The sequence below is a fragment of the Micromonospora reichwaldensis genome (assembly GCF_031845925.1).
Taxonomy (GTDB): domain Bacteria; phylum Actinomycetota; class Actinomycetes; order Mycobacteriales; family Micromonosporaceae; genus Micromonospora; species Micromonospora reichwaldensis.
The window spans coordinates 127046-150945 of the sequence record NZ_JAVRFL010000001.1 but is presented as its reverse complement, the minus strand read 5'-3'; the positions used below and the strand labels follow the sequence as shown (position 1 = coordinate 150945).

Annotated in this window: 26 protein-coding genes; 13 read left to right on the top strand and 13 right to left on the bottom strand. The window is 73.1% G+C overall.

The features are described 5' to 3' along the window. Positions 1 to 166 precede the first annotated feature (166 nt). The 3 genes from RM555_RS00745 (at position 167) to RM555_RS00735 (ending at position 4655) form a co-directional block, all read left to right on the top strand. On the top strand, positions 167 to 748 hold the full coding sequence (locus RM555_RS00745) for an NADPH-dependent FMN reductase (protein WP_311409927.1): 582 nt from the start codon (positions 167 to 169) through the stop codon (positions 746 to 748). A 77-nt stretch (positions 749 to 825) separates the two neighbouring features. Continuing rightward, positions 826 to 3516, top strand: a complete 2691-nt coding sequence (locus tag RM555_RS00740) for an ATP-binding protein (protein ID WP_311409926.1) — start codon at positions 826 to 828, stop codon at positions 3514 to 3516. A 98-nt stretch (positions 3517 to 3614) separates the two neighbouring features. Further along, the gene (locus RM555_RS00735; protein ID WP_311409925.1) at positions 3615 to 4655 is read left to right on the top strand and encodes a DUF4192 domain-containing protein; all 1041 of its coding nucleotides are present in this window, start codon (positions 3615 to 3617) and stop codon (positions 4653 to 4655) included. A gap of 5 nt (positions 4656 to 4660) precedes the next feature. Here the strand turns inward: RM555_RS00735 and RM555_RS00730 are convergent, their stop codons facing one another. Both RM555_RS00730 and RM555_RS00725 read right to left on the bottom strand, forming a co-directional pair. Beyond that, on the bottom strand, positions 4661 to 5824 hold the full coding sequence (locus tag RM555_RS00730; RefSeq protein ID WP_311409924.1) for a serine hydrolase domain-containing protein: 1164 nt from the start codon (positions 5822 to 5824) through the stop codon (positions 4661 to 4663). A 108-nt stretch (positions 5825 to 5932) separates the two neighbouring features. Further along, entirely contained in the window at positions 5933 to 6775 is an 843-nt protein-coding gene (locus tag RM555_RS00725; RefSeq protein ID WP_311409923.1) for an AraC family transcriptional regulator, read from the bottom strand. A gap of 25 nt (positions 6776 to 6800) precedes the next feature. On the opposite strand from RM555_RS00725, the gene RM555_RS00720 reads away from it, so the two are divergent. Next, the gene (locus RM555_RS00720; protein ID WP_311409922.1) at positions 6801 to 7307 is read left to right on the top strand and encodes a VOC family protein; all 507 of its coding nucleotides are present in this window, start codon (positions 6801 to 6803) and stop codon (positions 7305 to 7307) included. 64 nt (positions 7308 to 7371) lie between these two features. Here RM555_RS00720 and coaD read toward each other — a convergent pair whose 3' ends face one another. After that, complete coding sequence (gene coaD / locus RM555_RS00715; protein ID WP_311409921.1) at positions 7372 to 7794, bottom strand: pantetheine-phosphate adenylyltransferase; 423 nt, start codon at positions 7792 to 7794, stop codon at positions 7372 to 7374. A 162-nt stretch (positions 7795 to 7956) separates the two neighbouring features. On the opposite strand from coaD, the gene RM555_RS00710 reads away from it, so the two are divergent. Beyond that, positions 7957 to 8745: a class I SAM-dependent methyltransferase gene (locus RM555_RS00710; RefSeq protein ID WP_311409920.1), complete on the top strand. Its 789-nt coding sequence runs from the start codon at positions 7957 to 7959 to the stop codon at positions 8743 to 8745. A gap of 150 nt (positions 8746 to 8895) precedes the next feature. Here the strand turns inward: RM555_RS00710 and RM555_RS00705 are convergent, their stop codons facing one another. The 5 genes from RM555_RS00705 to RM555_RS00685 form a co-directional block, all read right to left on the bottom strand. Continuing rightward, complete coding sequence (locus RM555_RS00705; RefSeq protein ID WP_311409919.1) at positions 8896 to 9507, bottom strand: RloB family protein; 612 nt, start codon at positions 9505 to 9507, stop codon at positions 8896 to 8898. Positions 9508 to 9513: 6 nt separating this feature from the next. Next, the gene (locus RM555_RS00700) at positions 9514 to 10824 is read right to left on the bottom strand and encodes an AAA family ATPase (RefSeq protein ID WP_311409918.1); all 1311 of its coding nucleotides are present in this window, start codon (positions 10822 to 10824) and stop codon (positions 9514 to 9516) included. A gap of 186 nt (positions 10825 to 11010) precedes the next feature. Further along, positions 11011 to 11889: an alpha/beta hydrolase family protein gene (locus RM555_RS00695; RefSeq protein ID WP_311409917.1), complete on the bottom strand. Its 879-nt coding sequence runs from the start codon at positions 11887 to 11889 to the stop codon at positions 11011 to 11013. A gap of 115 nt (positions 11890 to 12004) precedes the next feature. Next, entirely contained in the window at positions 12005 to 12199 is a 195-nt protein-coding gene (locus tag RM555_RS00690) for a DUF397 domain-containing protein (protein ID WP_311409916.1), read from the bottom strand. Beyond that, complete coding sequence (locus tag RM555_RS00685; protein WP_311409915.1) at positions 12187 to 12933, bottom strand: helix-turn-helix transcriptional regulator; 747 nt, start codon at positions 12931 to 12933, stop codon at positions 12187 to 12189. The genes RM555_RS00690 and RM555_RS00685 overlap by 13 nt, the downstream gene beginning before the upstream one ends. Before the next feature lie 206 nt (positions 12934 to 13139). Between RM555_RS00685 and RM555_RS00680 the strand changes: the two genes are divergently transcribed. From RM555_RS00680 to RM555_RS00670, 3 genes are all read left to right on the top strand, one after another. After that, the gene (locus tag RM555_RS00680; protein WP_396888647.1) at positions 13140 to 13460 is read left to right on the top strand and encodes a hypothetical protein; all 321 of its coding nucleotides are present in this window, start codon (positions 13140 to 13142) and stop codon (positions 13458 to 13460) included. Beyond that, positions 13457 to 13702, top strand: a complete 246-nt coding sequence (locus RM555_RS00675) for a flavin reductase (RefSeq protein ID WP_311409914.1) — start codon at positions 13457 to 13459, stop codon at positions 13700 to 13702. Before RM555_RS00680 ends, RM555_RS00675 begins: the two co-directional genes overlap by 4 nt. A 141-nt stretch (positions 13703 to 13843) precedes the next feature. Continuing rightward, positions 13844 to 14539 (top strand): GAP family protein, encoded by a 696-nt coding sequence (locus tag RM555_RS00670; protein ID WP_311409913.1) that lies wholly within the window; start codon positions 13844 to 13846, stop codon positions 14537 to 14539. An 8-nt stretch (positions 14540 to 14547) separates the two neighbouring features. On the opposite strand, the gene fdhD is transcribed toward RM555_RS00670, so the two are convergent. Then, positions 14548 to 15402: a formate dehydrogenase accessory sulfurtransferase FdhD gene (gene fdhD / locus RM555_RS00665; protein ID WP_311409912.1), complete on the bottom strand. Its 855-nt coding sequence runs from the start codon at positions 15400 to 15402 to the stop codon at positions 14548 to 14550. A gap of 158 nt (positions 15403 to 15560) precedes the next feature. Here fdhD and mobA point away from each other — a divergent pair, with 158 nt between their 5' ends. From mobA to RM555_RS00650, 3 genes are all read left to right on the top strand, one after another. Further along, positions 15561 to 16181: a molybdenum cofactor guanylyltransferase gene (gene mobA / locus RM555_RS00660; RefSeq protein WP_311409911.1), complete on the top strand. Its 621-nt coding sequence runs from the start codon at positions 15561 to 15563 to the stop codon at positions 16179 to 16181. Beyond that, complete coding sequence (locus tag RM555_RS00655) at positions 16178 to 16444, top strand: DUF6457 domain-containing protein (RefSeq protein ID WP_132240493.1); 267 nt, start codon at positions 16178 to 16180, stop codon at positions 16442 to 16444. The genes mobA and RM555_RS00655 overlap by 4 nt, the downstream gene beginning before the upstream one ends. A gap of 80 nt (positions 16445 to 16524) precedes the next feature. Beyond that, the gene (locus tag RM555_RS00650; RefSeq protein WP_311409910.1) at positions 16525 to 17631 is read left to right on the top strand and encodes a T3SS (YopN, CesT) and YbjN peptide-binding chaperone 1; all 1107 of its coding nucleotides are present in this window, start codon (positions 16525 to 16527) and stop codon (positions 17629 to 17631) included. A 106-nt stretch (positions 17632 to 17737) separates the two neighbouring features. Here RM555_RS00650 and RM555_RS00645 read toward each other — a convergent pair whose 3' ends face one another. Beyond that, a complete protein-coding gene (locus RM555_RS00645; protein WP_311409909.1) occupies positions 17738 to 19621 on the bottom strand; it encodes a beta-propeller domain-containing protein in 1884 nt (627 codons plus the stop codon). 78 nt (positions 19622 to 19699) lie between these two features. Further along, entirely contained in the window at positions 19700 to 20158 is a 459-nt protein-coding gene (locus tag RM555_RS00640; RefSeq protein WP_311409908.1) for an Lrp/AsnC family transcriptional regulator, read from the bottom strand. 59 nt (positions 20159 to 20217) lie between these two features. Between RM555_RS00640 and ddaH the strand changes: the two genes are divergently transcribed. Then, complete coding sequence (gene ddaH / locus RM555_RS00635; protein WP_396888646.1) at positions 20218 to 21051, top strand: dimethylargininase; 834 nt, start codon at positions 20218 to 20220, stop codon at positions 21049 to 21051. A gap of 64 nt (positions 21052 to 21115) precedes the next feature. Here ddaH and RM555_RS00630 read toward each other — a convergent pair whose 3' ends face one another. Both RM555_RS00630 and RM555_RS00625 read right to left on the bottom strand, forming a co-directional pair. Continuing rightward, positions 21116 to 22309 carry an ABC transporter substrate-binding protein gene (locus RM555_RS00630; RefSeq protein WP_311409907.1) on the bottom strand — a complete coding sequence of 398 codons (1194 nt, stop codon included), beginning with the start codon at positions 22307 to 22309 and terminating at the stop codon, positions 21116 to 21118. Positions 22310 to 22388: 79 nt separating this feature from the next. Continuing rightward, positions 22389 to 23186 (bottom strand): alpha/beta hydrolase family protein, encoded by a 798-nt coding sequence (locus RM555_RS00625; protein ID WP_311409906.1) that lies wholly within the window; start codon positions 23184 to 23186, stop codon positions 22389 to 22391. 82 nt (positions 23187 to 23268) lie between these two features. On the opposite strand from RM555_RS00625, the gene RM555_RS00620 reads away from it, so the two are divergent. After that, positions 23269 to 23877 (top strand): bacterial proteasome activator family protein, encoded by a 609-nt coding sequence (locus RM555_RS00620; protein WP_132240499.1) that lies wholly within the window; start codon positions 23269 to 23271, stop codon positions 23875 to 23877. Positions 23878 to 23900 lie beyond the last annotated feature (23 nt).

Here is a 23900-nt window from a genome sequence, read left to right as displayed (position 1 = left end):
GGCACCGACGGTAGGGACGCGAACCCTTGTCGGGCATCTGTCGAACGACCGTACCGGCCGCCGGCGCGGGGCCGGGCCGGTCGACCGGTCAGTTGACAGATGGCGGGGCCCCGCCGGCTGCCTAGCGTGGTCGGCACACCCACCCCGAACGCACTGGGAGAGCACCATGACCACGCAGAAGCTGCGGCTCGCCGTCATCGTCGGCAGCACCCGGGCGGGCCGGTTCGGCCCGGTCGTGGCCGACTGGTTCGTCGACCGGGCGCGCCGGCACGACGGCTTCGAGATCGACGTGGTCGACCTGGCCGAGGTCGACCTGCCGCCGACGCTCACCGCGTTCGGCGCCCCGCAGCCGGCGGCGGTGGACGCGCTCGCGCCACGGCTGGCCGCCGCCGACGCCTTCGTGGTGGTGACACCCGAGTACAACCACAGCTACCCGGCCTCGATCAAGACCGCGATCGACTGGTACCGCGACGAGTGGCACGCCAAGCCGGTCGGTTTCGTCTCCTACGGCGGGGTCTCCGGCGGGCTGCGCGCGGTGGAGCACCTGCGCCCGGTGTTCGCCGAAGTACACGCGACGACGGTGCGGGACACCGTCAGCTTCCACGGCTGCTGGGACAGGTTCGACGAGACGGGGGCGCCGGTGGAACCACAGGGCTGCGACAACGCCGCCAAGACCGTCCTGGACCAGCTCGGCTGGTGGGGGCGGGCACTGCGGGAGGCCCGCCAGCGCGTCCCGTACGTGGCCTGAGGTCCGCGCGGGAGAGCGCTGCCGAACAGCGCGCGGTACGTGTCGACGGGCCCGGTGCCCGCGTAGCCTTGATCCCCGTGCTGCACGGCCGAAGCGAGGAGACCGCCCGGATCGACGCCCTGCTCCGGCAGGCGCGGGCCGGACGCAGTGGTGTGCTCGTCCTGCGGGGTGAGGCCGGCATCGGCAAGTCGGCGCTGCTCGGCGACGCCGCTGCCCGCGCCGACGACATGCGGGTGCTGCGCACCGACGGCATCGAGTCGGAGGCGGGCTTCCCGTTCGCCGGGCTGCACCTGCTCCTGGGCCGCGAGATCGACCGGATCGACGCCCTGCCCGCCCCGCAGGTCCGGGCGTTGCGGGTGGCGCTCGGTCAGGAGGCCGGCGGCGACGTCGACCGCTACCTGGTCGGGCTGGCCGTGCTGACCCTGCTGGCCGAGTTGGCCGAGGAACGCCCGCTGCTCTGCCTGGTCGACGACGCGCACTGGCTCGACCCGGCCTCGGCGCAGGCGCTGCTCTTCGCCGTCCGACGGCTCGACGCCGAGCCGGTCGCGGTGATCGTCGCGGTCCGCACCGACGAGGTGTCCCCGTTCGACCCGGCCGGTCTGCCGGAGCTGCCGGTCGGGCCGTTGGGCGAGTCGGCCGCCGCCGAGGTGCTGGCGCAGCGGTCGGAGCCGGTACCCGGCCACCTCCGGCCCGATCTGCTCACCGAGGCGCAGGGCAATCCGCTCGCCCTGCTGGAGTTGCCGGTCGACGGCATGCCGCGCCGGCTGCCGTCCTCGCGCTACCAGCGACTCCACGAGGTCTTCGCCGAGCGGGTGCGGCGGCTGCCCGAGGCGACCCGGCGGCTGCTCGGCGTCGTCGCCGACGCGTCCTCCGCCGACGCCTCCGTGGTGTTCCCGGCCGCCGAGCGCCTCGGCTGCACCCGGGACGACCTGGCCCCCGCCGAGCAGGCACAGCTCGTGCGGCTGGTGGACGGCCGGCTGGTGTTCCGTCACCCGCTGGTGTTCTCGGCACTGCGGGACACCGTGGAGGCCGGCAGCCGGATGGCGGCGCACGAGGCGCTCGCGGCGGTCTACGCGGCCCGGGGCGACGTCTGCTCGTACGCCTGGCACCGGTCGGCGATGGCGACAGGGCCGGACGAGGAGGCGGCGGCCGCCCTGGAGACCGCCGCGCGGAGCGGGGCGGCCCGGGGAAGCGCCGTGGTCTCGGCGATGTACGAACGGGCCGCCGGGCTCACGGCGGACCGGGCCCGGCGCGGGCGGCGGCTGACCGTCGCGGCGGAGGCGGCGGCCGACACCGGCCAGCTGGACCGGGCCGCGACGCTGGCCGACCAGGCCGCCGACCACGTCACCGATCCCGTGCAACTGGCCGACATCGCCCTGGTCCGCGCCACCGTGCTGGACTCGCGGGACCGTCCCAGGGAGGCCCACCGCCTGCTCTCCGACGCCGCCGTGGCGGTGGCCGCCCTCGACCTGAGCCTGGCCGGTCACCTGCTCTTCCGCGCCGGCCGGGCGGCCGCCCACGCGGGCGACTTCGACGCGCTGGACCGCACCGCCGCCCGGGCCGAGGAACTCGGCGTGCCCAGCGCCCACCTGGTCACCGCGCTGTCGCGTGCGTTCGCCGCGCAGAACGCCCTCACCGACGCCGCCATCGCACCGCTGCGGGTGCTGGTCGAGGAGACGGCCAGGTGCGACCGGCACCTCGAACTGCTCGACATCGGGTGGTGGCACATCATGCTGGCCGACCTGGACAGCGCGGACGACGTCGCGGCGCGGCTGGCCGCCGTGGCCCGTCAGCAGGGTGCCGCCGGCCTGCTGGCCTCGGTGCTGCCGCTGCTCGCCCGCGCCCAGCTCATGCGGGGCCGGCACGACGACGCGGAGGCCAACGCGACGGAGGGGCTGCGGATCGCCGCCGACACCGGGCAGCGCCGGCACGCGGTCTACCTGACCACCGTGCTCGCCGGCCTGGCCGCCATCCGGGGTGAGGAACAGCGGTGCATCGAGCTTGCGGCGGCACCGATCGCGCGGGGCGTGACGCCGGGCAACGTCCACGCCGCCGGCGCGCTGAGCCTGCTCGACCTGGGCCTCGGCCGGTACGAGGCAGCCTTCGGCCGACTCTCCGGCATGCTGGGCGCGCGGCACCGGGGCGGCGCGATGGCCAGCCTTCCCGACCTGGTGGAGGCCGCGATCCGGGTGGACCGGCGGGAAGACGGGCTGGCCGCCGCCCGGCAGTACGCCGAATGGGCCGGGCGCGTCCGGCAGCCGTGGACGCGGGCGGTCGCGCTGCGCTGCCAGGCGCTGCTGGACGGCAACGCCGACGGCCAGTACGCCCAGGCGGTGGCGCTGCACCAGGAGGGCGGCACCCCGTTCGAGCGGGCCCGCACGGAGCTGCTGTACGGCGAGTGGCTGCGCCGGGCACGCCGGATCAGCGAGGCCCGGATCGTGCTGCACTCGGCGCTGGAGATCTTCGACCGGCTCCAGGCCCACCCCTGGAGCGCGCGGGCGCGTGCCGAGCTGCGCGCCGCCGGGGAGAGCGTGCGGGCCGCCGACCCGGGCGCCGTGCAGCGGTTGACCCCGCAGGAACACCAGGTGGTGCAGTTGGCGGCCCGCGGGCTGAGCAACCGGGAGATCGGCGCGCAGCTCTTCCTGAGCCCCCGGACGGTCGGCTACCACCTCTACAAGGCGTATCCCAAGCTGGGCGTCGGCTCCCGCAGCGAGCTGGCATCCCTGGTGGCGACCCGGCCCGATCACTCGACCCGCGTCGGGACGTAAGCCCCTGAGCTGCGACGATACGTTCCGTGACTGTGGATAACCCGCGTGTCGTCCACAGGGGCCGGCGACCGCGACGCACCCGTCGCAGGCTGCCAGCCATGACCCCGACCGACCGCCCCCGGCTCGCCGTCCGTTCCCCCGCCGACCTCATCGCCGCCGTGCCCTACCTGCTCGGCTTCCACCCGACCGACAGCGTCGTCGTGGTGGCGATGCGGGACCGCCGGATCACCTTCGCCGCCCGCGCGGACCTGCCCGACCTCGCCGACCCGCGCGACCCCGCCGGGCACCTCGCCGGCGTCATCGCCCGGCAGCACGCCGAGACCACCACGGTCCTCGGCTACGGCCCGGCGCCGCTGGTCACCCCGGCGGTCGACGCCGTGCGCGCCGCGCTCACCGCCGCCGGGCTCCCCGTGCTCGACGCCCTGCGCGTCACCGAGGGCCGCTACTGGTCGTACCTCTGCACCGAGCCGGCGTGCTGCCCGCCCGACGGCACCCCCTACGACGTCGGCGCCAGCGAGGTCAGCGCGGCGGCCGTCTTCGCCGGCCAGGTCGCCCTGCCCGACCGGGCCGCCCTGGTCGCGCAGGTCGCCCCGGTGACCGGTCAGGCCCGCTCGGCCGTACGCCGGGCCACCGCCCGCGCCGAGCGACGCCTCGCGGACCTGCTCGACCGGGCGCCCGCGACGGACCCGCGCGGCGAGCGGACGCTGCGCTCCGCGGGGGCGGCGGCGGTACGCACCACGCTGCGTCGGCACCGGCGGGGTCAGCGGCTCACCGACGACGAGGTCGCCTGGCTGAGCGTGCTGCTGACCCACGTGCCCGTCCGCGACCACGCCTGGGAGCGCACCGACGGGCGCGACGAGGACATCGCGCTCTGGACCGACGTGCTGCGCCGGGCCGAGCCGGAACTGATCGCCGTGCCGGCCGCGCTGCTGGCGTTCGCCGCCTGGCGGGCGGGGCAGGGCGCACTGGCGGCCGTGGCCCTGGAACGGGCTCTGGCTGAGCACCCCGGCCACTCGATGGCGCTGCTCCTCGACGACCTGCTGCGCCGGGGCGTGCCGCCGGCCGAGCTGGACGGCTGGCCGGCGGTGGGAAACCCCGGAGTGTTACGCCGCCGGCGCCGCCGACGCGGCCCCCGCTGACCCCCTCAGAGCATCCCGAGCGCGGCGCCGATGACGGCCTGAGCCGTACGGCTGAGCTCCTCACCCTTGGCGTCGGTCCCGGTGATCGAGTACTGCGTGCGGAACCGGCCGTCACGGGTGGCCGCCACGCCGGTCAGGTAGCCGAAGCGGGAGCCCGTCTTGATCCACAGGACTTCGCCTCCGGGCAGCGGGAACGCGGTGAGCCCGGCGCTGTACCGGGCCGGACCACCGGCGACGTCGGGGACCGCGGGCAGGGTGAACATCTCGGCCAGCTGGGCCGGCGGCACGACCCGGCCGGCGAAGAGCGCGGCGACGAACGTGTCCAGGTCGGCGAGGCTGGAGATGACGTTGCCGGAGGCCGGGGTGAAGGTCTGGCTCCACGTCGTGGCGTCCACCAGTTCGGTGGCCCCGTCGCGCACGACGGCCTGGTATCCGTGTGCGTGCGGGCCGAGGATGCGCGGGTCGTCGCCGGGGGCGTACGTGTCCCGCAGGTGGAGCGGGCGGGCGATCCGCCGGTCCAGTTCCCGCGCGTACGGGTGGCCGGTGACCTTCTCCACCAGCAGGCCGGCGACGATGTAGCCCATGTTGGTGTAGCGCTGCTTCGTCCCGGGTTCGAACTCCCGGGGGTTGCGCAGGCCGAGTCGCACGATCTGCTCCGGGGTCCACCGGTCGTACCGGTGGGCGAGCTGCCACTCGATGCCGTCCGGCATGGTCGGGCTGGGGATGCCGTTGGTGTGGTCGAGCAGCTGGCGGACGGTGACGGTCGGGTAGTCGGCGGGCAGCAGCCCGGGCAGGTGCCGCTGCACCGGGTCGGCCAGGTCGATGCGGCCCTCGGCGACCAGTTGCAGCACCAGCGCGGCGGTGAAGACCTTGGTGACGCTGCCGATCCGGAAGCGTGCGTGCGGCGGCACGGGGGCCTGACTGCGCAGGTCACGGACGCCGGTGGCGCCGGTCCAGCAGCCGTCCGGGGTGGTGATCCGGACCTGGGCGCTGGTGGCGTCGGAGTTGGGTAGTCCGGCGATCGCCTGCCGGAGTGGGCCGGGGTCGAGGGTGCCGGGGCGGCAGTCGGCGGCGGAGCGGGCCGGGGGTGCGGCGTTGACCGTGCCGGGGGCCACGACGGTCAGCACGGTGGCGAGCGCCGTCGCCACGAGGGCGGTCCGGCTGTTCATGATTTTCATGACATCGAGCCTTGTCTCCCGGTGCCGGCCGGGGCATCGGGGAGATTCCCCTGGCGCACCCGGATCGGACGACCGGGGAGAACCCGGTCATCCGTCCTGTCAGACCCCGCCGTCCTCGCGCGTGACCCGCTGCCGGTAGCTGCTCAGGGAGAGGCCGAGCACCGACCGGAACTCGTTGGCGAGGTGGGCGTGGTCGCTGTAGCCGAGGTCGGCGGCGACAGCGGCCAGGGTCGTGTCCGGGTCGGTACGCACGCGTTCGGCCGCCTCCTGTAGCCGACGCCGACGGATCATCGTCGACGGCGGCAGCCCGACGTACCGTCCCGCGAGCCGCTGCAACGAGCGGGTGGACAGGCGCACGCGTACGGCGGCATCCTCGACCGTCCGGATCGCCGGATCCGTGTCGATGGCCTCGGCCATCGCGTTGGCCAGCAGCGCCTCGTCGTTCGGCGGTGGGATCGCCTCGCTGAGCCACCCCGCGAAGGCGTCGACGGCCCGGCGGTGCCGGGTCTGCCGGTCGCCCGACCCGGCCATCTCGCGGTACACCCGCTCGTGCAGATCGGGCAGGTCCACGGCCTCGTAGCGGTCCCGCAGGGCGGCCGGGTCCGCGACGAGATGGGGTACGGCCGCCGGCCGCAGCAGGGCGCCGACGGCCCAGCCCGTTCCGGTGAGGTCACGGTGCGAACTGCCGGTCGTCGGCCCGGAGATGCCGACCGCGTCCGGTTCGACGACGAGGTTGCAGGCGGGGAAGGCGATCAGCTGCTGCCGGGAGGACCGCCCCGGCTGGATCTGCCACTCCGGGATCCAGAACCACCGCACCAGCTGCCGCACCGCGTCCGGCGGCGGGAGCCGGTCGAACGTGGGCAGCCGCGCCGGGTAGAGGACACCCCGTGGGCTCGCCGCACCCGGGGCGGGCGCCTGGCGCGAATCTTCAAGCCGGCCCACGCCCGCCGTTCCTACGATCGGTCACATGACTGCAACGATCCGAGCCGCCGACGGTGCGCACACCACGAACGGTACGCCGCACGGCGCCACCAGCCTGACCCCCTTCCTGGCGATCCCCGACGCGCGCGGCGCCATCGACTTCTACCGGGAGATCTTCGGTGCCCGGGTGGTCGACGTGACCGAGATGGGCGGGGTCGTGGCCCACGCCGTCCTCGACTTCGGCCACGGGCTGCTGCAACTCGGCGAGCCGATGCCCGACTACGGGCTCGTCGCGGCCCCCGAAGGGGACCAGGACTGCTACTCGATGGGCCTCTACTGCCCCGACGTGGACGCCGTCGTCGCCCGGGCCGAGGCGGCCGGCGCCGTCGTCCGTGAGGCGCCGTCCACGTTCGTGTCCGGCGACCGGTTCGCCAGCATCAGGGACCCCTTCGGCGTACGGTGGTCGGTCATGACCCGGGTGGAGGATCTCTCCGAGGAGGAGAGCGCGCGACGGGTCGCCGAATGGGCCGAGCAGCAGAACCAGGCGAGCTGACACGGGGGCGACAGCGCCGGCCACTCGGGTGATGTCCGGCCGTCCACGGCTGCCTGGACGGAGGTCACGTCCCCAGCGTGCGTACCGCGGTCGAGGACACCGCGGCCAGTTCGGGTTGCGCAGGCAGGAACACCGTGGGGACACCGAGCGATTCGTTCATCGCGGCGAGCCGGTACTCGCTCTGCATGTCGGTGGTGTTCCGCAAGCCTCGGACGATCACTCCTACCTCGTGGCGACGGCAGTAGGCGGAGGTCAACCCGCTCCAGGCCGCAACGCTGACGGAGGTCCACCCGACCGGCAGAACGGCCCGGACAGCGGCCGCTCGCTCCTCTTCGTCGGTGCCCGGATTCTTGAGGCTGTTGATGGCGACGAGCACGACCACTTCGTCGAAGAGGCGGCGTGCCCGGTCCACCACGTCCAGATGCCCGGGAGTGAAGGGATCGAAGCTGCCGGGGTAGACCGCCCGCACGCCTCTGCCGGTGCTCATGGCCCGACTGTAGGTATCGGCTGCCGGATTTGCTGGCCCTCGCTGTGGGCAGTACGTCACAGCCACAGGGACTCGCCGTGCCCGGCGCAAGCAGCGACACCTTGGCCATGCCCTGAGCAGAATCGCTCGCTCTCCGAACTGCGCCGCAGGCAGGCTGTCGAGATGAAGGCGAGTTTCAGCGGTGAGGTGGCGACGTACTACGCGAGGCACCGGCGTGGTTACCCGCCCGAGGTGCTCGACGCCCTCGTCGGAGCGTTCGGCCTCAGCGCCGAGGACACGGTGGTCGACCTCGGCTGCGGCACCGCCCAGTTGAGCCTCCCGCTCGCCGCCCGGGTCGGGACCGTCATCGGCGTGGACCCGGAGCCGGACATGCTGGTTCTGGCCCGCCAGGCCGCCCTCGACGCCGCGACGGTCAACACCATGTGGATGCTCGGCACCGACAACGACCTGCCCGCGCTGGGTCGGCTACTCGGCGGACGGACGATCGGCGCGCTGACCGCCGCCGTCGCCATCCACTTCATGGACCGCGACGCGCTGTTCAGGGCCGCCCGGCCGCTGTTGCGTCCCGGCGGTGGCTTCGCCGTCGTCACCAACGGAGCGCCGCTGTGGCTCCAGGACGCCGACTGGTCCAGGGCACTGCGCGACTGCCTGGAACGGCTGCTCGGGCACCCCGTCACAGCTGCCTGCCAAACCGACGACGCCGGCCGCCTACGCAACCGGGACGCCCTCGTTCGCGCCGGCTACCGGTACGCGGAGTCGTCGGTGCAGTACGACGCGCCGCTCACCGTCGATGACATGGTGGGCGGCGTCTTCTCCGCCCTGTCGACCGACCGACTGCCTTCCGCGCAGGGCCGAGCCACGTTTGCCGCAGAGGTGCGCGACGCCCTCGGCGGACGCGACGAGGTCACCGAGCGGGTCCGCGTCTGGCTCCAGTTCGGTACGCCCGGCTGAAGGCGTACCTCGCCCAGCCGAGCCTTCCATCTCCACGGCCCGCCGGCATCGGAGCGAGCCCCGGACGGTCAGGCCCGCTCGACCAACTCGGCGACGAACGCGTGCCACGCTGGCGCGAAGGCGAGCGCGCTCGGTTCGCTGGCGGTCTGCCTACCGCTGTTCGAGTGCACGCAGGAAGCGATGCATCCCCGAGGACGGATTGTCGTCAGGGAAGGCGGTGCCGTTGCGCGAGTGGGACTGATCGAGACGTTCGGCTCGGCGAGCGGCCTGCTTCCGTAGCGGCATGTAGACGTTGCTGTCGATGCTCTTCCCAGCCCGACCGTCGAGCTTGCGACTCATGCTTTCCGCCTCGGCGGTGCTGACGAACCTCGTGAACTCGCGATGGTGCAGGATGAGCCAGAGTTCGAAGCACGGGTTCGAGATGACCAGACCGATGCCCTTGGCCTGTGCAAGCTGCCTGGCGTCGAACAGGTTCGGATGGTTCTTCGGCCACTCCGTGTCGAAGATGCACCAGCACTCGTCCACCTCCGGGTCGGCCAGTCGGTCGGCTGCCATCCGCACCAGAGTGAGGGGCACCCCTTGCTCAGGGTGGAGTTCCAGGTTCAGAGCGGTGTTGTCCGTTATCTCGGGCAACCTCTTCAACCCGTTGATGTAGTCGGGCTCGGAGTTCTTGCCTTCGCAGAACACGACGACCGTACGTAGTTCTCGGCGACTGGCGATCGTGCGCTTGAGGGACTTCGTCTCGCGGCGGCGTTGTCTCATCGTTGGTCAGCCGATCAGCCCGAGCGCTCGTAGGAACTCTGCCTGATCGACCTGGGGAAGGGCGCCGAACCGCCCATGGAGGTAGGCGTTCTCCAGGTTCTGTGACCTGCGTACCCGCTCGCCGGCGAACTCGGCGAGCGCGCCGAGCCGGGTGGACCCGTCGAGCCGTTTCTCGGTGAGCCAGACCTCGTCCCGGTTGAGATGATTGAGCAGGCTGGTGTCGTGGGACGTGAAGACGAGCTGCGCTCCGTACGGATTCGTGACCGGGCTCCGGAAGACTCGAAGCAGCTCTGCGGACAGGGTCGGATGCAGACTGGCGTCCAACTCGTCGAAGACGACGATCGACCCGGACTGCAGTGCCATCAGCACGGGGCCGATCAGCCCGAACCACGTCCTCGTTCCCTCTGACTCCGCCGAGAAGTCAAGCGGAGCGGAGTTGTCGCCGGACCGGTGGACAAGACGTAATCGACGTTGGGTCCGGGTCTCTCCGGAGCCGGAATAGACGACTTCCTGTTCGTCGATGACGACATCTTCGATGCCCAGGTCAGCAAGGCGTAGCAGCGCCAGCGCCTGTTCGCGCCTGCTCAGGGTGGGCCATTTTCCCACCGCGTTGACGGAGGAAAGGGAGGGCTGGTCGTTGTCCTGTCCATCGAACCAGTGGGTCGTGTCCGCCCTGCCGAAGAAGCGCTGCATCGATCGCCAAGTGGGGAATATCCCTCCAGGAAGGGTTCGTCGCGGCACTTGGCCGAGCACTTGAATGCGCAGCAGAGCATTGGCGAACCCCGACACAAGAGGTTCCTCGAAACGTCGTGCGACAGAAAGTGCCAGCGTCCGCTCGGTGAGGAGCTCCCGGGTGCCAGACAATGCTCCGAGGCCGCGCTGAAGCTTCAACTCGGAGCCCTCACGCTCGAAGATCCTGCGGCGTTTTCTCTCCGGATAGTGGAAGAGGCCCTCATACAGGACCTGAGTGGCGTCGATCTCCAGGACGTACTCGAAGCGCACGCCGTCGACCGTCATCTCGATGACGAATTCGCTGGACTTCGCCGGCCCGCTCCCGAAGGCGAAGGGCTCCAGCGGAATTTCGTCCTCCCAGAAGCGGACCGAGTCTTCCACCGCGTCGCGCAGCCAGGCGAGAGCGCCGACGACGTTCGACTTGCCGGATGCGTTAGGTCCGTAGACGGCAGCCAGCGTCAGGAGGCTCTCGCCGAGACGGGGCTGCTCCCGAGCTGCTTCGCGATCGCGGTCCACAGCCACCATCGAAAGCTCGACACCCTCGGTGATCGACCGGTAGTTGCTGGCCTCGAACCTGATCAGCACGGGATCACGCTACCCCACCGCGAAGCGTCGACACCGTCGACGCTTCGTCGATTCTTTACGAAATCCAGCCGTAAGCTGCAGCAAGGGCGAGGACACCCGGTGCTACCGCCGCGCCAGCCTGCCGCGTGGCAGCAGCGACGGGCGCAGAGAGCTGCCGGTGGACCAGCGACACCCGTGTTGGCTCGGCTATGTGGTCGGGCAGGAGACCTGCCGGTCCAGCCAGGCGAGCAGGATCTGTGCGTACTGCGGGCTGATGCCGGCCAGGTTCTCGGCCTCGTGCAGGGTGGGCGCGTGGTCGCAGCCGGCCAGCCGGGCGATGGTCAGGTCTGCCGCAACGGCCGCCCGGCGCCACACCGTCAGGCTCTCCTCGATCGGGATCCAGGCGTCGGTGTCGCCGTAGCAGAGCAGCACCGGGCAGGTCAGCGCCCCGAATACCGGTTCCGGATCGAAGTCCATGTCGGGCCAGGCGCCGGGCTCCGGCACCTCGCGCGGCAGGAACGCCAGCGGGAACCAGGGCCGCTCGACGGCGGCGTCCAGCTCCGCCTGGGCGGCCGCCCGGGACAGCCCGCCGCGAAGGTACGCCTCTGCGACGCCACGCAGCCGGTCCAGCTCGGCGAGGTCGGCGTCGCCGTACCCGTGGCGGCGAAGTTGCTCGGCGGTGCCGTACCGCATCTGCCGGGCGGGGCTGACCCCGCTGCACCCGACGAGCACGAGGAGGTCGACCGGGTGGCGGCTGGCGGTCAGCGCCGCCGCCCAGGCTCCCTGGCTGAACCCCCACAGTCCGACCGGGACGTCACCGACCTGCCGGCGCAGCACGTCCAGGGCCGCCGCCGCATCGTCGGCCTGGGCGTTCATCGGCACGTCGCGTCCGTCGATCCGGGGGCGCCGGTCGTAGCGCAGCACCGCGATGCCGGCAGGCGGCAGCAGCCGGGCCAGGTGCTCATAGAGGAAGTACGACCGGTTGTCGGCGTGGGAGCCGTGCAGCACGGCGAGGGCGCCCCGGGCCGGCCCGGCCGGCAGGGTCAGGGTGGCGGGGAGTTGCTGCTCGCCGACGCTCAGCTCCATGCCGGGCAGTCAAGCACCGACCGGGCGTCTCCGTCTCGCCCGTTGGGGAGCTGGCGGCGCGCCGATGCGGTCCACCGCCAGGATCGGGCCGGCCCTTGCGGCTGCGTCTCGGACGTCAGGCCCGCTCGGCCAGGTCGGCGACGAACGCGCGCCAGGCCGCCGGTGCGAAGGTGAGTGCCGGGCCGGCCGGGTCCTTCGAGTCACGGACGCCGACGACGCCGGGAAGATTGTCGGCGACCTCGACGCAGTTGCCGCCGTTCGAGCTGCTGCGGGTGCTCTTGCGCCACTGCGCGCCGGTCAGGTCAGCCATGATCTTGCCTCAAGGAAGTCGATGGATTGGTCTCGCGGAAGCGCGAGCGACCTCACGGTATCCCACACGGCCCAGAGTGGAGCAACGTCATTTGTGATGCGGCCGGTGGCCTGATCGTCGAGGTAGCCGACGTCCTCCCCGTCGCTCGTCGTAGCGATGACGAACGGTCCGGCCTGTCCCGGGTGGAAGCCCGCGTTCAGCGGCAAGACATGCACCATCACGTTTGGACGCGCGGCCATCTCAGCCAAGTGGTCGAGCTGGGGCACCAAGACTGCCGGCGCGCCTCGCCGCAACGCCGCCTCATCGACCACGAAGACTGAGAGGGGCGGGCGGGGCCGCTCGAAGACCGCAGCCTGCCGTCGCAGCCGCGTCTCGACGTAGCCGGCTGCGTCGGCTATGAGGGGGCCGCTGGCGAGCACCGCGCGGGCGTACTCCTCGGTCTGTAGCAGTCCGGGAATGACGGTCGACTCGTAGCACCGCAGCCCGGCCGCCTCACGCTCAATCTCGGTCCACGGTCTGAACCACGCTGGCTCTCTTCGCTTCAGTGCGTCCGGCCAGAGCTCTTCTATGTCCTTGTTCAGGATCTCGGCGACCCGGGCACGGTGACGGGTCTGCGGGATTCGTCCCTGACTCACCCAGCGTGCCGCCGTCTTCGGGTCGACGCCGATCTGAGCTGCGAGGCTCTCCGCAGTCTCGCCGGCCTTCGTCATCGCTACCTGAACCGCCCGGTTCATCCCCGCTCCTCGCCTGAAGGTCCTGGATATCCCCGGTACAGACTGCTACGCGGTGTGATCGGCTGGCAACCCTCGGCAGGGTGCTCTGTAGACGGCGCGAGCCGGTGGAGGCATCCCGAGGCCCGCCGGTCGTGCCGCGAGGGGGTCGCCGCCGGGCGAGCATCCGTGGCGGCCCCCTCCTCCACCGACGGACGAGGGGGAAGACCTTGCCGGAGCGCCAGCCGCCGCCAAAGCTGGAACCGAAGCCGGACCCCAAGCCCGTGCTGCGGCAGATCAGGTCGGGTGACGTGCTGTACCTGACCCGGTCCGCGAGCCCGCAGTTCGTCCGTCCGATCTCCGTGCGCGTGATCCGCGTCCTGACCGACTGGCACACGTACCACGGTTGGTGCTGGATCGACGTCTACCAGCTGGGCGCGCGCGGCGACGCCGTGGACCGGCGCTCGCTCTACGTGTGGTGCGAGGGGGTCCGCTGGCGTACCGCAGCTCCGGCCTCGCCGGCGACGGCCCGCCGGCGGGTCCCGGCATGAACCGGCGCCGCGCCCACCTGCCCACCCGGCCTACCTGGCGCTGCGCGGCCTGCGGGATCGCCTGGCCGTGCTCGGCGGCGAAGCTGCGGCTGCTCGCCGAGTACCGGACGGACCGGCCGGCCCTGCTGATGCACCTGGCGACCCTCCAGGCCGAGGCGGGCGAGGAACTCGCCGCGCTGGACCACGCCACCACGCCGGCCGACCTGACCGCCCGCTTCGCCGCCTGGGCCCGCCCGCGCTGACCGCCGCCGAAGGCGCCACCGGGAGCGAAGGTGTGGCGTTCTCCGTCGAAAGATGTAGTGGACGTTCGTTCCGTAGGGCGAGTCGACAGGACCGACGCCGGCACAGAATGGGTCCGTGCCCCAACCCATCGCAAGCACCGCATGAGCGTCGGACTGCTGCTGTCGCTCGCCGGCCTGGCCCTGGTCGACAGCACGAGCATCGGCACGCTCTTCATCCCCGTCTGGCTGCTGCTCGCTCCCGGGCCGGTCAACGCCCGACGGATCCTCGTCTACCTCGGCACGATCGTCGTCTTCTACTTCGGCGTCGGGCTGCTGCTCGCCCTCGGCGGCAGCCGGCTGGCCGACGTCCTCGGCGGGGCGATGGACAACCGGCCGGTGCTCTGGGCGCAGCTCGTCCTCGGGGTCGGGCTCTTCGCGCTCAGCTTCCGCTACGACAGCAAGCGGCGTCCGCGCAGCGGCGGGGTGCTGCGCTGGCGGGACCGGGCCACGGCCGGCGACTCCTCGGCGCGGTGGCTGGTGGGGCTGGCGCTGCTCGCCGCGCTCGCGGAGGTGGCGACGATGCTGCCGTACCTCGGCGCGGTCGGCCTGCTGACCACCTCGGGGCTCGGCGCGGCCGAGATGGTGGGGCTGCTCGCCGGCTACTGCCTGGTCATGGTCCTGCCGGCGGTGCTGCTGCTGGCGGCCCGGATGGCGCTGCCGAGGCTGATCGAGCCGGTGCTGGCCCGGCTCAACGCCTGGATCATGCGAACCTCGGGCAGCATGCTCGGCTGGATCCTCGGCATCGCCGGCTTCCTGGTGGCCCGCGACGCCGCGTTCCGGCTGGGGCTCTTCGGCTAGCGGACGGATCAGGTGGTGATCCGGTCGGGGCGGGTGTAGACGTTCATCGCCTCGCCGCGCAGGAAGCCGACCAGCGTCAGCCCGGCCTCCTCGGCCAGCTCCACCGCCAGGGTGCTCGGCGCGGAGACCGCCGCGAGCAGCGGCACCCCCGCCATCCACGCCTTCTGGGTCAGCTCGAAGCTCGCCCGCCCGGAGACCAGCAGGACGTGCCCGGCCAGCGGCAGCCGTCGCTCGCGGACCGCCCAGCCGACCACCTTGTCCACGGCGTTGTGTCGGCCCACGTCCTCGCGCAGCACCACCAGGTCGCCGTCGGCGGTGAACAGGCCCGCCGCGTGCAGGCCGCCCGTGCGGTCGAAGCCGCGCTGCGCCGCGCGCAGCCGGTCCGGCAGCGTGGTCAGGACCGCCGCCGGCACGGTCAGCGGGTCGTCGCCCACCGCGAAGACCGATCGGGTACGCACGGCGTCGATGCTCGCCTTGCCGCACACCCCGCAGGAGCTGGTGGTGTAGAAGTTCCGGGCCGGATCGACGGCGGGTTCGGGCACGCCGGGCGACAGCACCACGTCCACCACGTTGTACGTGTTGGGTGTCTCCGCGCCGGCGCAGAGCTGCGCGGTGCGCACGTCGTCGGCGGAGCGGATCAGCCCCTCGGTCAGCAGGAAGCCGATCGCCAGGTCGAGGTCGTCGCCCGGCGTACGCATGGTCACCGCGAGCGGCCGTCGCCGGCCGGGACCGGCCGCACCGACCCGGATCTCCAGCGGTTCCTCCACGGCGAGGCTGTCCTGCCGGCGTACCGAGGCGCGGCCCGTCGCCGCCGCGTCGAGGTCGATGCGGAGCACGCCGCGCCGGTCAGTCGCCCGTCCCATCCCGCCATCCTGCACCCCGGGGTCTGGGCGCCGCGCGGCGACGGCCCCGTCCGTCGACCCGCTGCGTGGCGTCGAGCGCCGGTGTCCGACTCCGAGCAGGCGGTCTCGACCCGCCGCCACACCGCCCTGCCGAGGCGTCGGGCGGATACCGTGGGCCGGTGGACGCGTACGCGGCGGTGGTGCTGGCGGGCGGGGCCGCGCGCCGGATGGGGGGCGTCGACAAGCCCGCCCGCACGGTCGGCGGCCGGCCCATGCGGGACCGGGTACTCGCCGCGGTCGCCGACGCCGCGCCGCGCATCCTGGTCGGGCCGGCCGGACCGGTGCCCGCCGGGGTGCTGGTGACCCGGGAGGAGCCGCCGGGCGGCGGCCCCGTCGCCGCCGTCGAGGCCGGGCTGGCCCTGCTCGACCCCGGTACGCCAGTGGTCGCCCTGCTCGCCGCCGACCTGCCCCTGCTCACCCGCGCGGCGGTCGGGGAGTTGCTCGGCCACCTCGACGCGGGTCACGACGGCGCCTGCCACGTCGACGGCGACGGGCGGCGGCAGACCCTCTGTGGCGTGTGGCGGGTGGCCCCGCTGCGCGCCGCCCTGGACCGCCTCACCGCCGAGCGTGCCAGCGGGCAGCCCGACGGGTCCGCCGCGCCGCTGGCGGGGGCACCGATGAGGGCGCTGCTCGCCGGGCTGCGGGTGCGCGAGGTGCCGTGGGCCGGTGCCGGTCCGCCGCCCTGGTTCGACTGCGACACTGACGAGGACGTACGCCGGGCGGAGGAGTGGGCGCGATGACGGTCATGGACGACTGGGTGACGGCGGCCTGTGCCGAGCTGGACCTGGATCCCGCCCAGGTGCCGGTGCCGGCCGTGCTCGACCTGGCCAAGGACGTGGCGCACCAGGTGCTGCGGCCGGGCGCGCCCGTCACCGCGTACCTGTTGGGGCTGGCGGTCGGGCGGGGCGCGGACCCGGCCGGCGCGGCGGCCCGGCTCAGCGCGCTGGCCGCCGCCTGGCCGGTCGGGCTCGGCGCCGAACGCCCGGGCGGGACGCCCGCCTGACCTCCGCTGTCCGATCACGGTCGGGCTGATTCGCCTCCCCCGTCGCGTGGGTAGGGTGACCGTGACGGACGGAGGCGATCATGACGGCAGACCACCCCTCGGCGCCGGGCGGCGACTCGCCCGGCACCCTGCCGGCGCACCACGAGCCGATCCTGCTCGACGAACCCAGCACGGCCGACCTGCGGGCCAAGGTCACCCAGGCCTGGCACGAGTTCGCCCGGGCACTCGCCGGGCGGTTGGCGGCGCTGCCCACGGGCACGCACGTGGAGCTGACGCTCGACCCGACCGCCTCCGGCACCGGCGACGCGGTCTACTCGGTCAGCATCGACGTCGGCGAGGAGGGCCGGCTGGCCGCCCGCGCGGTCGGCAACGCCACCCTGCCGGACGGCTACCGGCTGGACCGGGCCGCCGTGGCGGACATGATCGCGCTCGGCTGGTCGCCGCCCGGCGTGGTGCCGGGCTCCGGCGAGCACTTCGGGCTGGACAGCGGCACCGCCGAGGCCACCCGGCTGGCCGCCCTGCTCACCCGGACGCTGCGCGACGTCTACGGCGCCCCGCACCCCGCCTTCCTCGTCTACCTCATCCATGACGCCGAGGGCGAAGCGCTGCCGGTGGAACCGCTGGGCACCGCGCGCAGCGAGTTCGGCCCCGACCGCAACGTGGAGGCCGACCTGGACGAGGCGCTCGCGGCGGCCGCCGCCGCCCAGGCACCCGAGCACGACGCGGCCGCGCTCGCCGAGCAGGTCCGCACCGTCGTCTCGACCATGCTCAAGTCGGAGCCGGACCGGTTGCAGGTCGACTCCGACGGCGACATCAACATCCGCGCCGGTTCGGCGATGGTCTTCGTCCGGGTCCGCGACAACCCGCCGCTGGTGGACGTCTTCTCCCCGGTGCTGACCGAGGTCGAGCCGACCGAGCGGCTCTACGTGAAGCTCTCCGAGCTGACCAACCGGATGCCGATCGGCCGGCTCTACTGCGCCGACGACACCGTGTGGGCGTCCATCCCCGTCTTCGGTCGCAACTTCCAGGCCACCCACCTCATGCTCGCGGTCCAGGTGATGACCGGGCTCGCGGACGAGCTGGACGACCGCCTGCACGGCGAGTTCGGCGGGAAGCGGTTCTTCGGCGAGGGCGACAAGCCGGTCAAGCGGGACCAGGAGGAACACCGCACCGGCATGTACCTGTGATCCACGCCCCGCCACCGGTGGGCGACGGGGTGGAGCCCGGAGCGGTGGTGGCGGGTGGAGCCCGGAAACCCCGAGAAACCGGGCCCCACCCGCCGGGGAGGGAGGATCAGGTCACGGGGAGCCAGTCGAGGCTCCGGGCGGTGGTCGGATCGGTGGCCCGCAGGCCGGCGGCGGAGACGGTCCAGAGCACGTCCCCGACCAGCAGCGACCGCAGGACCGGGCCCGCCGGGCCGGTGTGGGAGACCGTGCCGACCTCGCCGATGTCGGTCCCGGACACCCGCAGCAGGCGTACGTCGTCGCCGACCGGCAGGGCGACCAGGCCCGTCTCCGGGTGGTGCAGGAAGGCGTGCGTGTCGTGCTCCAGCGCGGAGTACGCCCTCGGCACGTGCCACTGGTCGAGCCGGCTAGGCCGGGCCGGGTCGCGTACGTCGAACAGCGAGACCTGGAGCCCCTGCGCCCGTCCCCGCCGGTCGGCCTCCTGGCCCACCCCGAGCAGCCGGCCCTCCGGCAACGGATGCAGGTACGCCGAGTAGCCGGTGATCTTCAACTCCCCGGTGACCCGGGGCGCGGTCGGGTCGGTCAGGTCGACCGCGTAGAGCGGATCGGTGAGCCGGAACGTGACCACGTACGCGGAGCCGCCGAGGAAGCGCACGGAGTAGATCCGCTCGCCGGGGCCGAGGCCGGTGACCGCGCCCGTCCGGACCAGCGTGTCCCCGTCGGGACGCAGCACGTGGACGGCGGACTCCGAGTTCGGCCGGGTGCCCCAGGCGTCGCCCGTGGTGGTGGCCACCCGCAGGTGCCCCTGCCACTCCGAGAGGGCGTACTGGTTGATGAGCGACCCGGGCACCGAACCGGAGGCCACGTAGCGGGGACGACCGGGCGCGCCGGTGTCGAACCGGTGGATCTCGGTGACCTGCGGGGCCGGCCGCCGGACGTCCCCCCGGAACGAGCCGGGCCGGGGCGGCACCGGCCGTTCCCCGGCGAGGTAGAGGCTGCTCCCGGTGCCGTAGACGGTGGTGGCGTCGGCGGCGACGCTGACCGGGTCGCCGTCGCCGAGGCGGTCGCCGGCGAGGTCGAAGCTGAGCACGGTCAGCATCGACGTGCCGGACCAGGCGGGCGGCCGGCTCAACCGGTCACAGCCGACCCGGCCGGTGTGCCGTTCCGCCCCGGCCGTCCACTCGTACGCCGGCAGCCACGCCTCCACCCCGGCGGCGGCGATCACCGCGCGGTTGGCGGCGGTCCGCGTCGCGTCGGTGCCCCGTTCGGCGTACGGGAAGACCAGTCGGGGGCGGCTGCGGACCACGACCCGCGCGGTGGCCCCGGTCTGCCGGGCGTCGACGAGGCTGCCGTCCATCCGGTAGGTGCCGAGCACCCGCGGCGTGCCCGCGAGGTCGACCAGGATCAGGCGCGGCGCGGTGCGGGCCCGCGCGGCGCGGGTCGTCGACTGGAGTTCCGCGCCGATCTGGGTCAGCACCAGCGCCCGGTCGCCGTGCAACAGCAGGGTCGCCTGCTCACCCCGCGCCAGCTCCGGCAGCGTCCGCGTGAGGTCGAGGCGGCCGGTCTCCCGGCGGGCGGCCGGGTCCACCACCCGTAGCACGCCCCGGGTGACGGTCACGATCCGCCGCCCGTCGGTCTTGACCAGGTCGGGTTCGTCGGCACCGGCCTCGTGCACGTTGGTCGTGGAGTGCTCCTGGGCGGGCTGGGCGGACTGTGCTGACGCCCGGGACCCGGACGCGTCCTTGGCCACGTCGCCGAAAGCGGCCCCGGTGCGCCAGCCGTTGCCGAAGCCCCACGGGCCGACGGACGCGTCGGCGGCGGCGCGGAGCCCGCCCAGCGCCTGGGCGCAGGAGTCGTAGGAGACCAGCACGGGCGCGGCCGTCGGCTGCTTCAGGCGCGGTGGGTCGGGCGGCGCCGCCGGGATCGCGCTGCCGCCGAGCAGGGTGAGCGCGGCCAGCGTGCCGACCGCGAAGATGTGGGCTCCCCGTGTCATGGCCGGTTCGACGCGTCCGGCCGGCGGGTGGTTCCGGCCCTCCGCCGACCTTTCGCGCCGCGTTTCGCCGCGCCCGGGTCAGCGGGGCGAGGGGCCGACGCCGGGGGAGTCCACGAGCCGGGAGAGCACGATGGTGCTCCGGGTCGAGGTCACGAAGGACTCGGCCCGCAGCCGTTCCAGCGCCGCCTCCAGGTGCCTGATGTCGGCGGCCCGCAGGTGTACGAGGGCGTCGGCCTCGCCCGAGACGGTGTACGCGCCGACCACCTCGGGGTGCCGGCGGGTGGCGACCCCGATCTGGGCCGGGGTGGTCCGACCGGCGCAGAACAGCTCGACGAACGCCTCGGTGGTCCAGCCGACGGCGGCGGGGTCGACGACGGCGGTGAAGCCCCGGATCACGCCGGCCGCCCGCAGCCGGTCCACCCGCCGTTTGACCGCCGGAGCGGAGAGCGACACCCGCTGACCGATGTCGGCGTACGAGGCGCGGGCGTCCGCGACGAGCAACGCAATGATCCGCTGGTCCACGTCATCTATCTGCAACGTTCCGCCTCTGGGAAGCAACGGTTGTGGCTGTTACCAAAGTTCGAGGGTACCTACCCTTGGTCATCGTGAACCAGCAGCGAGTCGCGCGAAAGCGGACATATCTCATGTGCTCGCCCGAGCACTTCGCGGTCGAGTACGCGATCAATCCGTGGATGGACGTGACCACCCCGGTCGACTCGCAGCTTGCGGTCAAGCAGTGGGACCGGCTGCGGGAGAGCCTGGTCGGTCTCGGCCACGAGGTGCACCTGCTGACCCCCGAGCAGGGCCTGCCCGACATGGTCTACGCGGCCAACGGGGCGTTCGTGGTCGACGGCACGGTCTACGGCGCGCAGTTCAAGCACGAGCAGCGGGCCGCCGAGGCCGCCGCGCACCGGGCGTTCTACGAGTCGCAGGGCTGGCGGTTCATCGCGCCGATCGAGACCAACGAGGGCGAGGGCGACTTCGCGTACCTGCCGGATGCGCACGGTGGGCTGATCCTCGCCGGGCACGGCTTCCGCACCGAGCTGCCGGCGCACGCCGAGGCGCAGGAGGCGCTCGGCCGGCCCGTGGTGTCGCTGCGCCTGGTCGATCCGCGCTTCTACCACCTCGACGTCGCGCTCGCCTCGATCGACGACGAGAACGTCGTCTACTACCCGGGCGCCTTCTCGGCCGCCAGCCAGCGGGTGCTCACGCAGCTCTTCCCCGACGCGGTGGTCGCCGACGCCGAGGACGCCCTGGCCTTCGGCCTCAACCTGGTCAGCGACGGGCTCAACGTCGTGCTGAACAGCGAGGCGACCCGCCTGGCCGGGAAGCTGAAGGCGGCCGGCTACCACCCGGTCCCGGTCGAGCTGGCCGAGCTGAAGAAGGGCGGCGGCAGCGTGAAGTGCTGCATCGCCGAACTCCGCCACTGACCCGCCGCCCCGCCCCGCCCCACCCCACCCGGCACGGGACGCGTGGGGTGGGGCGGGTGGTGGTTCAGCCGAGCGTGGCCAGCTCGGTCACCAGGACGTTGGACAGCACCTGGCCGTCGAGCTGGACCTCGCGCAGGTACCACCTCTGCTGCGGCGTACGGGGCTGGTTGAACTGCCACACCCCGCGCGGGCTGTCGATCTGGCCGATCTTGCCGAGGGCCAGGTTTACCTGCTGCGGGGTGGGTGACCCGCCGGCGATCCGGATCGCCTGGTCGAGCACCTGCGCGGCGTCGTACGAGGCCATCGCGTAGGTGGTCGGCGAGGTGCCGTGCTTCTTGCGGTACGCCGAGGCGAACCGGCGGTTGGCCGTGTTGTTCAGGTCGGACGAGTAGTTGAGCGCCGTCTGGATGCCCAGCGCGTCCTCGGCCTTGACGCTGCTCAGCACGGCGCCCTCGGTGAGGAAGCCGGGGGCGTAGACCTTGCCGGTGAACCCCTCGATGCGCAGCTGCTTGATGAACTCGACGGCGGCCGGCCCGGCGAAGAAGCAGAACACCGCCGTCGGGTTCCGGCCCAGCGCCTTGCGGATGTCGGCCCGGTACGCGGACTTCGACGGGTTGGTGAAGACCTCCGTCGAGACCACCGCGTCCTTGATCCGGGGGTCGGACTCGCCGAACTCCTGCCGGAAGCCCCGCACCACGTCCTGGCTGCCGACGCTGTCCGGCGCGATGATCGCCAGCCGCGCCGACGACTCCAGCTGTTCGCGCAGGTAGCGGCCCAGCGCCCGGCCGGCCTCGTCGAGCACGTACGACGTCCGCCAGATGTAGACGACGCTCTGGAGGCTGGACGGCGAGGCGTTGGAACCGATCAGGGGCACCCGCGCCTGTTCGACGGTGTCCCGGATGCCGGACATGACGTTCGCGTCGACCACGCCGGTGAGGGCGAGCACGCCCTGCTTCAGCAGCCCCTCGACGGCGGCCTTGCCGGTCTTGACGCTCTCGCCCTCGTCGGCGGTGAGCAGGGTGGTGGGGTGCCCGCCCAGCAGCTTGTCGTTGAGCTCGAGGAAGAGCTGGAAGCCGTTGGTGATCTCGTCGCCGATCGCCTTGAGGCCGCCGCTGGTCGGCGCCACGAGGCCGATCTTGATCGGGCTTCCCGTGCCCGCCTCGCCGTCGACGTCGTCGGTGCCGCACCCGGCGACCAGTCCGGCCGTACCGAGAGCGGCCAGCAGTTGGAGGGCCCGCCTGCGGTTCATCTGCGACACCGAGTTCCTTCCGGGGAGCGTTGCAGGGCGGATCACGCCCCCTCGGCGTTCTACCCGGTCAGCGACGCTGCGTCAATGCTTAGCGATCTTTCCGCAGCGATCGGAAAGCAGCCGTGATCTCTGGCCATGCGGCGGACTCCGGATCGATGAGCCCGAAATGCTCGCATTCCGGCAGCTCAACGAGGTGGACGTCGCCGCCCGCCGCCCGGCCGGCGGCGACGAACTCCCGACTCATCCCGACCGGGACGTGCTCATCGAGTGAGCCATGCGCGACTACTGTCCGTGTTGGAATGGGCACCAATGAACGTGGATCCGCCGCGGCGTACCGCTCGGGGTGGTCCGCCGGGCCGCCGCCCAGCAGCGCGGCCACCGCCCCCTCGTCCAGATCCAGCCGGTACGCCTCCGCGAGGTTCGACACCGGGGCCAGCGCCAGCACGCCGCCGACGGCGTCCGGGGCGGTCGCCGCCACGTACAACGCCAGGTGTCCCCCCGCCGAGTGACCCACCAGCAGCGGCGGCCCGGCGGCGACCCGGCCGGGCAGCGCCCCGGCCGCGAGCCGGGGCAGCTCCGTCACGCCGGTCAGCACGTCGGTCAGCGTCGCGGGCCAGCCACCACCCGGCTGCCCCGTCCGGCGGTACTCCACCTGCGCCACCGGGTGGCCCAGCCCGGCCAGCGCGACGGCCAGCGGGTCGGTGTGCCGCCGGTCGTACTCGGCCCGCCAGAAGCCGCCGTGCACCACGACGACCAGCGGCCGGGCCGGGCCCGACCCGGCCGGGACGCGCAGGTCGGCGAGCTGGTCCGGGTGGTCGCCGTAGGAGACGGTGACGTCGGGGGCCGGAGCGGGGCGGCTGAGCACGTCGCGGGGGTCGGCGGGCATGGCGCGACCGTAGCGCGGATCACGCGCGGATCCGCCGTCGGGATCGGTCCCCGGGCGCATGGGCGCTCGCGGCTGGGTAAAGATGGGTCCCATGACCGAAGCGCACTCCGCTGGACAGAACGACGAGCCGGGCCAGGATGGCACCGGTCACTCCGGAACGGTGGTGGTGGTCGGCCCGGACGGGCGGCCCGTCGGCACCGTGCAGACCGACGAGGCACACGGCGAGGACCCGACCCGACTGGTCGAGCAGCCGGCCAAGGTGATGCGGATCGGCAGCATGATCAAGCAGCTGCTCGAGGAGGTCAAGGCCGCCCCGCTCGACGACGCCAGCCGGCACCGGATGCGGGAGATCCACCAGCGGTCGATCGTCGAGCTGAAGGAGGGGCTCGCCCCCGAGCTGCGCGAGGAGCTGGAACGCATCTCGCTGCCCTTCACCGAGGAGAAGGCGCCCAGCGAGGGCGAGCTGCGCATCGCGCACGCCCAGCTCGTCGGCTGGCTGGAGGGCCTGTTCCACGGCATCCAGGCGGCCCTGGTCGCCCAGCAGATGGCCGCCCGGGTGCAGCTGGAGCAGATGCGTTCCGGCCGGCAGGCGCTGCCCAGCGGCCCCGGCGCCGGCATGCTGCCGGGCATGCCGGGGATGGGCCAGCCGCCGCAGGGCGGCGAGGGACACAGCACCGGCCAGTACCTCTGACCGCGCGGCCGGCCGGGGACGCC